Annotated in this window: 1 protein-coding gene; it reads right to left on the reverse strand. The window is 65.6% G+C overall.

All coding sequences use genetic code 11. The features are described 5' to 3' along the window. The coding region (locus tag A5686_RS16605; protein WP_156750110.1) for a non-ribosomal peptide synthetase at positions 1-3179 on the reverse strand (3179 nt) is incomplete at both ends.

Here is a 3179-nt window from a genome sequence, read left to right on the forward strand (position 1 = left end):
CGGTCGGCCAGTTGGCTTCGCACCCCGGCCGCGTCGGCTGTCCCAGTCAGGTAGGCGACCAGGCGCTTGTCACCGGGGCGGTCCTCGCGGGCAACCACCACCGCCTGATCCACCCCATCCAGGGCGGCCAGCGCGGCCTGGATCTCGCCGAGTTCGATGCGATACCCCCGGATCTTGACCTGCTCATCGGCACGCCCCAGATACTCAAGCTGCCCATCGCCGCGCCACCGCACCACGTCCCCGGTGCGATACATCCGCGCCCCCGCCGGCGCGAACGGGCACGCCACAAACCGCGAAGCCGTCAAGTCGGACCGGCCCACATAGCCGACCCCCACCCCGCGACCGGCCACATACAACTCACCCACCACCCCGACCGGCACCGGGTGCAACCACTCGTCGAGAACAAACAGCGCCGCCGTCGACACCGGCGCACCGATCGGCACCGCCGCATCCCCGACCGACAACGGCGCGCTCATCGACGCATACACCGTGGCCTCGGTGGGGCCATAGGCGTTGATCACCACCCGCCCGCGCGCCCACCGATCCACCACCTCAGCCGGACAGGGCTCACCACCGAGCAGCAACGCCACCGACTCCAAACCCTCAGACGACAACACCCCTGCCGCAGAAGGGGTTTGAGTCAACACATTGACCCGTTCACTGATCAGCAGGGCGTGGAAATCCTGCGGTGAGCCCACCACCTCCTCGGGCACCACCACCAGGCACCCCCCACCAAGCAGCGCGGCCCAGATCTCCCACACCGAGAAATCGAAAGCATACGAATGGCACTGGCTCCACACCTGCGACGCCGGCAGATCAACAGGCGAGGACGCCGCCAAATGCATCAGATTCTCATGGGTGACCGCCACCCCCTTGGGCACACCGGTGGTACCCGAGGTGTAGATCAGATAGGCGACATCGTCGCCCGCAGGCACCGGCAACGCGGTGCCGGGCTGAGCGTCGATACGAGGGTCGTCGATATCGATGATTACTAGATCCCGCCCGTGCAACCGCGACCGCAACCGCGCGGTGGTGATCGCCGCCACGGGCCCGGCATCGGCAAGCATGAATTCGATCCGCGTGTCGGGCTGCGCGGGGTCGATCGGCAGATAAGCCGCCCCCGCCTTCAACACCGACAGCATCGCCACGACCGCCTCAGCCGAGCGCTCCAACACCAGCGCCACACACTGCCCCGGCCCCACACCCGCGCCAACCAACAAGTGCGCCAACCGGTTTGAAGCCTCATCGAGTTGCCGGTAGGTCATTGCGCGGCCCGCAAAACGGATCGCCACCACCTCCGGGGCACGCACCACCTGCTCGCCGAACAACACCGGAACCGACACCGACGCACTCACCGGGCGAGTCAGCACCCCACGGTTACCCATCTCATCCAAACGGGCGCGCTCACCCACCTCGAGCACATCGATCGAGGACAACCGCCGCGACGGATCAGCGGTCATCGCCTCCAACACCCGCTCCAACCGCCCCATCAACGCCTGGATGCTTTGCTCATCGAACACATCGGTACGGAACTCCACCGACCCGCCAATCCCGGCCGGCTCACCGCTGCGCGTCCAGCGTTCGGCCAACGACAACGACAAGTCCGTCCGCGCGGTATGGGTATTCATCGGCAACTGGCTGACCCGCAGATCACCCAACCTCAACCCCGCCGCGGGCTCACCAAGGCGCCCGGGAAGGTTCTGCCAGGCCAACAACACCTGCACCAGCGGATGATGGGTGAGCGATCGGGTGGGGTTAAGCCGTTCGACAAGCACCTCAAACGGCACATCCTGATGGTCATAGGCCGCCAAACTGCGCTGCCGCACCCGCCCCAACAACTCCGCCACACTGGGATCCCCACCCAAATCCACCCGCAACACCAACGTATTGACGAAAAAACCCACCAACTCATCCAGCGCCGGATCACGCCGCCCCGCAATCGGAAACCCCACCGCCACATCGCTACTGCCGGCCAGCTTGCCCAACAACACCGCCAAAGCCGCCTGCACCACCATGAAACTGGTCGCACCATGCTCACGAGCCACCCAAGCCACCCGCCGCTGCAACCCAGCCGACCACTCCAGCGTCACTATCTCGCCGCGTTGATCAGCAACCAGCGGATAGGGCCGATCGGTGGGCAAAGCCAACCGCTCAGGCATCTCGGCTAAAGTCTGCTCCCAATACGCCAATTGCCCGCCGATGCGGCTCTGCGGATCCTCAAGATCACCGAACTGAGCCCGCTGCCACAACGTGTAATCGACATACTGCACCGGCAATTCGGCCCAACCCGGCGTGTGCCCCGCACACCGACTGGCATACGCCACACCCAGATCGGCCACCAGCGGAGCGATCGACCAACCATCAGCGGCAATATGATGCACCACCACCACCAGCACATGCTCATCGATACCAGTGCGGAAAAGCCGTGCCCGCAACGGAACCTCGCGCGCCAAATCAAACGGGCGACCCAGTTCGGTGCCGACAGCCTCGACCAACCGGTCCTCCGACCAGTCAGTGGCATCGACAATCTGCCAGCCGAAGTCAGCCCGCTCGGGCGGCACCACCAGCTGCTGGGGTATCCCCTCGAACGCGACAAACAGCGTGCGCAGCGATTCGTGACGGCCCACCACATCGGCCAGCGCCACACCCAGCGCGTCGGCATCCAGGGGACCGCTGAGCCGCAACCCCGTCGGCATGTTGTAAACCGCGGACGGCCCCTGCAACTGGTCAAGGAACCACAACCGGCTCTGCGCGAACGACAACGGCACCACCACCGGCCGCTCCACCGCCACCAACGGCTCCAGCCCACCCCCACCCGAACCGACACGCAAAGCCAACCGCGCAACCGAAGGCGCCTCAAACAAATCACGCACCGAAAGACCAGCGCCCAGACCAGAATTGACCGCCGCAACCAGTCGCATCGCAGACAACGAGTCGCCGCCGAGTTCGAAGAAGGAGTCGTCGATGCCGACCCGTTCCACGCCGAGGGCTTGAGCGTAGATGCCAGCCAGGATTTCCTCGGTGGTGCTGGCAGGGGCGCGGTATACACCCGCGCTGTAGTCCGGTGCCGGTAGGGCGCGGAAGTCGAGTTTGCCGTTGACGGTCAACGGCATCGTCTCCAGGACCACGACCGCGGCCGGCACCATATAGGCCGGCAGCCGGTCGGCCAGTTGGCTTCG

This window comes from Mycobacterium sp. E2479 (assembly GCF_001667925.1).
Lineage (GTDB): Bacteria > Actinomycetota > Actinomycetes > Mycobacteriales > Mycobacteriaceae > Mycobacterium.